Genomic DNA, 5,306 nt, shown 5'->3' on the forward strand with positions numbered 1-5,306 from the left:
AAGTATTTCATGTTAGCCACCCTACTTCGTTACCGCTGTTTGCCGAGCTGATGCTGGCTAAAATGAATTCTGTGCGTCCGCAATTTGCGGTTAATAATGATAACGATATTAAAATAGAGTTTGTACTTAATGTACAACAGCTTGCGCAACCATTACAAAGTACACTGTTTATACTTATTTTACTGATCACTATTTTAGTGGTTATTCCTATCGCGTTAATGAGAGTGATGCATCAACGCATAACCAATAAAATTAGCCTGGCAGTGGCCGATATTATTGATATTTATATTAATCAAAATCAGTTAGATCATGACTTAGAAACCAGTATTGACGCCAGCCGAATGCAAAAACTAGCGAAAAATTTAGTGCCTAGTTTTAATCGCCTATCGCATTTTTTGAAAACTAAGCGTGAAGACCTACAAAGTGCTGCCTTAACGATTAAGCAAGAAGCCTACAAAGATATGGTGACTGATTTAGGTAACCGTAATATGTTTGTCGAATATTATGAAAAAAATATCGAAAACAGCGAGAGAAGCACCTTTGGCTCGCTAGCACTGATCCGTTGTAGCGAACTGCAATCAATTAACCAAAGCCGTGGTTATCAAAAAGGTGATGAATATATTAAAGCGGTTGCCGATATTATTAAGCACATTAGCGGCACCTATACGGGAAGCCAAATATTTAGGCTAAACAGTTCAGATTTTATTGCCGTGCTGCCTAACGTACCGCTTAAAGAAGCTGAGCGCTATGGTGAGAACTTACAATCGCGCTTTACGCAATATCAACAAAATCAAGAACTAAGCTCAGTAGCCAATACAGGTATTGTGGGCTACGAAAAGTCTAAACCCTTGGGTGAGCTGCTTTCTGTGGCTGATAATGCCATGAGCATGGCGCAGTCTAAGCACGCAAACGCATGGCATGTGCAACGTGATAGCGATTTAATCAACAATGTTAGTGCGGGTTTTGGTAATCAAAATTGGCGCAAAGTAATTAAAGAAGTAATAGAAGCCAAGCGGGTTAGCTTAGTGATGCAAAATATCATGCCGCTTGGGAAAAATATTAAAGCGTATGCGGAAATTTTAGTCCGTTTTAAAACTGAAGATAGTCAGGTGCTGCCTACCGCTTCATTTTTAGCTATGGCTGAAAAATTAGATATGGCGATTGACATCGATAAACTGATTATTGACGCCTCGCTTGAAAAAATCAAAAATCGTAACTTCTCTGAGAAGTACTTTGGTATCAATATTACCCCATCGAGTGCACACAACGATCAGTTTATTATATGGTTAGAGCGCCGCTTATTAAAAGACTCGCATATTGCCGCCAAACTAGTGTTTGAAGTGAGTGAGTTTGGCTTACAACAAAATATTAAAGCCAGCAAACGCTTTATTGATATGATCCACCGTGTGGGCTCACGCATCACCGTGGAGCGCTTTGGCGTGGGATTAACCTCATTTAAGTTTTTCCGCGACTTAAAACCCGACTTTATCAAAATGGATGCCAGCTATACACGGGGTCTAGAAGACGATAAAAACAATCAATACTTTATGCGCTTAATGGTTGATTTAGCACATAGAATTAGCGTCAGTGTATTTGCTGAAGGTGTCGAGAGCCAAGAAGAAAAGCATATTATTGAAACATTGTGTTTAGATGGGGTGCAAGGCTATTACATCGAAAAGCCAAAAGATATGTAATATCAGCTAACACTGGTAAGCAAAAAAAGAGCAATGATTGCTCTTTTTTTGCTTTCTGCGGGCGATGATTTATCATGTATAGATAAAATTAAAGCCTAACATCAAGCAAGCACACCATCCTTTCACAGTAATTTTACATCTTTGTTATAGGTCAATAATTTTACGCTATTTATTTAGCTGAACACTACTGCACCTGTTGTTTATCTCGGCAGAAAAAAGGATAATGCACGGGATTTTAAACGCGCGAGGCACACATGACTGAATATGTCTTGTTATTAATCGGAACCGTTCTGGTTAATAACTTTGTATTAGTACAATTTTTAGGCTTGTGCCCTTTTATGGGGGTTTCGAGTAAGTTAGACACAGCCATAGGTATGTCGTTGGCAACCACCTTTGTACTGACCCTCGCCTCGGTAACCAGCTACTTAGTTAACCAGTATATTTTAATACCGCTGGATATCACCTACTTACGCACCATGAGCTTTATTTTAGTGATTGCTGTTGTGGTGCAATTTACCGAGATGGTGGTGCGTAAAACCAGCCCTACCCTGTACCGCTTATTGGGTATATTTTTACCGCTTATTACCACTAACTGTGCTGTGTTAGGTGTTGCGTTACTGAACATTAAAGAAGATCACTCATTTTTACAGTCTGCTGTCTATGGCTTTGGTGCTGCGGTTGGCTTTTCATTAGTATTAGTGTTATTTGCCGCCCTACGCGAGCGCCTTGCCGCTGCTGATGTACCTATCCCCTTTAAGGGCGCTTCGATTGCCTTGATCACCGCAGGTTTAATGTCGATGGCGTTCATGGGCTTTACCGGATTAGTGAAGTTTTAATATGACCTTATTTTACGCCTTAATAGCGCTTGGCTCGCTTGCATTAATTTTTGGCTTGATTTTAGGCTTTGCCGCTATTCGCTTTCGTGTAGAAAGTAACCCTATTGTTGAGCAAATAGATACTATATTGCCACAAACCCAATGTGGGCAATGTGGCTACCCCGGCTGTCGGCCCTATGCCGAAGCAATTGCCAATGGCGATGAAATTAATAAATGCCCGCCAGGGGGCGAAGCCACAATGAAGAAGTTGGCCGACCTCATGGGGGTTGATCCAAAACCACTCGCTGGCGGCGAACAAGCAGAGCCTATTAAAACAGTTGCTTATATTCGCGAAGATGAATGTATTGGCTGTACTAAATGTATTCAGGCCTGCCCGGTAGACGCGATTGTTGGCGCGACTCGCCAAATGCATACCGTGTTGATTGACGAATGCACCGGCTGTGACTTATGCGTTGAGCCTTGCCCGGTAGATTGCATTGATATGCTGCCGGTCGCCGAAACAAAACAAAACTGGAAATGGCAGCTCGATGCTATTCCTGTTACGCAAATAGATTAGAGGTTTGAGTGGAAAAGTTACTTGAACAAATAAAAAACGGCACGGTTTGGCCATTTCCAGGTGGCGTGCATCCACCACAACAAAAATCACTTTCTAATAGTGCCAGTATTGCGCGCTTACCCTTACCCGATAAATTAATTGTGGCACTTAAGCAACACATTGGCGCTAACGGTAAACTCATTGTCGAAAAAGGCCAACACGTGCTAAAAGGCCAAGCATTAACACGACCTTCTACAAATTGGTCTGTGCCGGTGCATGCTCCTACCTCTGGTGTTATCACTGATATTGCAGCGATGCCTTCGGCACACCCCTCTGCTCTACCTGAGCTGAGTGTGATTATAACGCCCGACGGCGACGATAAGTGGTGCGAACTCACACCGGCTGCCAATCCTGAAGAGCTTAGCCATGATGAGTTAATTGATATTATTCATCAAGCCGGCATAAGTGGTATGGGCGGTGCAGGTTTTCCTACTTATGTTAAAGCTGATGCAAAACACGCCATTGAGTTTTTAATTATCAATGCCGTAGAGTGCGAGCCTTACATTACTGCCGATGATTTATTAATGCGTGAGCATGCCGAGCAAATTGTGCAAGGCATTGAGCTGATGCAACGATTATTAAAGCCCACCTTGTGCATAATTGGCATTGAAGATAATAAGCCCGAAGCCATTGCCGCAATGAAGCGCGCAGCTGAGCATAATGCGCAAATAGTGGTGCAAACCGTGCCGACTGTTTACCCTTCAGGCGGTGAAAAGCAACTAATAAAACTGCTCACTAATCGTGAAGTGCCCAGCAGTGGTATTCCCGCAGACATAGGTATATTAGTGCATAACACCGGCACTTTATTTGCCATTCAGCAAGCAGTATACGAAGGTAAACCCTTAATTGAGCGGGTAGTTACCGTAACGGGTAACACTATTCATAAGCCGGGTAATGTTTGGGCTTTATTGGGCAGCGAAATTAAGCACTTGCTCGATTGCCAAGGCTTTTCACCGGTGCCACAACAACAGGTTATTATGGGCGGCCCAATGATGGGCTTTACCTTGCCGACTATTCGCATAGGGGTGGTAAAAACCACTAACTGTATATTAGCGCCCGATCATAAAGAGCTGGCAGACCCCGGCCCCGAAAAAGCCTGTATACGCTGTAGTGCCTGTGCCCACGCTTGCCCTGCGTCGTTATTACCACAACAATTGCAGTGGTTTGCTAAATCAAAAGAATACGACAAACTTCAAGAGCATAATTTATTTGACTGTATTGAATGTGGCGCCTGTGCGTATGTGTGCCCCAGTGAAATACCGTTAGTGCAATATTATCGCGTTGCCAAAGTCGAAATTAGAGAGCAACAAGCCGATAAAGTTAAAGCCGATCGCGCCAAAGAACGATTTGATGCCCGCAAAGAACGCTTAGAGCGTGAACAAGCTGAGCGACAAAATCGCCATAAACGCAAAGCTGCCCCTAAATCTAGCGACGAAAAGCAAAAAGTAGCCGAAGCGCTTGCTCGGGTTAAAAATAAATCCAGCGACACAGATGAAAAATCGGCCGTGGCCGCGGCGATAGCCCGTGCTAAAGCGAAAAAGCAAGGGGCAGAGCTGGAGCCTGATAATAGCGCAGTTGCTAAAGAGCGCGCATTACGTAAAGAGCAGGCTCGTCAGTATAAACAGCAAAAAGAAGCACAAGCGTTAAGTAGCACAGACGCAGATAATACGCCTGCAGATGATAAAAAGTCTGCGGTGGCCGCTGCCATTGCCCGTGCTAAAGCGAAAAAAGCTGCACAAGCCGCTGATGCCAACGCTACTGACGATACCACTACCGACGTCGCTCCTGTAGATGATAAAAAAGCTGCCGTGGCTGCAGCGATTGCCCGCGCTAAAGCGAAAAAAGCAGCGCAAGCCGCTGATGCCAACACTACTGACGATGCCACTAACGACGCTGCTCCAGTGGATGATAAAAAAGCCGCCGTGGCCGCGGCGATTGCCCGTGCTAAAGCGAAAAAAGCAGCACAAGCCGCTGATGCTAACGCTTCTGACGATGTAACTGACGATGTCGCTCCAGTGGATGATAAAAAAGCCGCCGTGGCCGCAGCGATTGCCCGCGCTAAAGCAAAAAAGGCCGCTAAAGAGGCTGAGGCATCCTCAACGACTAGTAGCACAGATCAGCAGAGTGAAGCCGCAGAGCCCAATACTTCTGCATCGAGTGATGACAAGAAAAAAGCAGCGG

The 5,306-nt window shown here is 44.4% G+C and carries 4 protein-coding genes; all 4 read left to right on the forward strand.

What is annotated here, in order from left to right; translation table 11 throughout:
• A partial coding sequence (locus ABYB02_RS14290; protein ID WP_372763085.1) for an EAL domain-containing protein occupies positions 1-1,694 on the forward strand: 1,694 nt, incomplete at its 5' end.
• A 254-nt stretch (positions 1,695-1,948) separates the two neighbouring features.
• Positions 1,949-2,530 (forward strand): electron transport complex subunit RsxA, encoded by a 582-nt coding sequence (gene rsxA / locus ABYB02_RS14295; protein ID WP_372763086.1) that lies wholly within the window; start codon positions 1,949-1,951, stop codon positions 2,528-2,530.
• Between the two features lies 1 nt (position 2,531).
• Positions 2,532-3,086 (forward strand): electron transport complex subunit RsxB, encoded by a 555-nt coding sequence (gene rsxB / locus ABYB02_RS14300; RefSeq protein ID WP_372763087.1) that lies wholly within the window; start codon positions 2,532-2,534, stop codon positions 3,084-3,086.
• Positions 3,087-3,094: 8 nt separating this feature from the next.
• On the forward strand, positions 3,095-5,306 hold a 2,212-nt coding region (gene rsxC, locus ABYB02_RS14305), incomplete at its 3' end, for an electron transport complex subunit RsxC (protein ID WP_372763088.1).

Origin of the sequence: Pseudoalteromonas sp. (assembly GCF_041613455.1) — a bacterium.
Classification (GTDB): Bacteria; Pseudomonadota; Gammaproteobacteria; order Enterobacterales; family Alteromonadaceae; genus Pseudoalteromonas.

What these genes read in the sequence shown, in the direction of transcription:
- rsxA (WP_372763086.1), top strand. Translation starts at nt 1,949, where the DNA reads ATGACTGAATATGTCTTGTTATTAATCGGAACCGTTCTGGTTAATAAC.
- rsxB (WP_372763087.1), top strand. Translation starts at nt 2,532, where the DNA reads ATGACCTTATTTTACGCCTTAATAGCGCTTGGCTCGCTTGCATTAATT.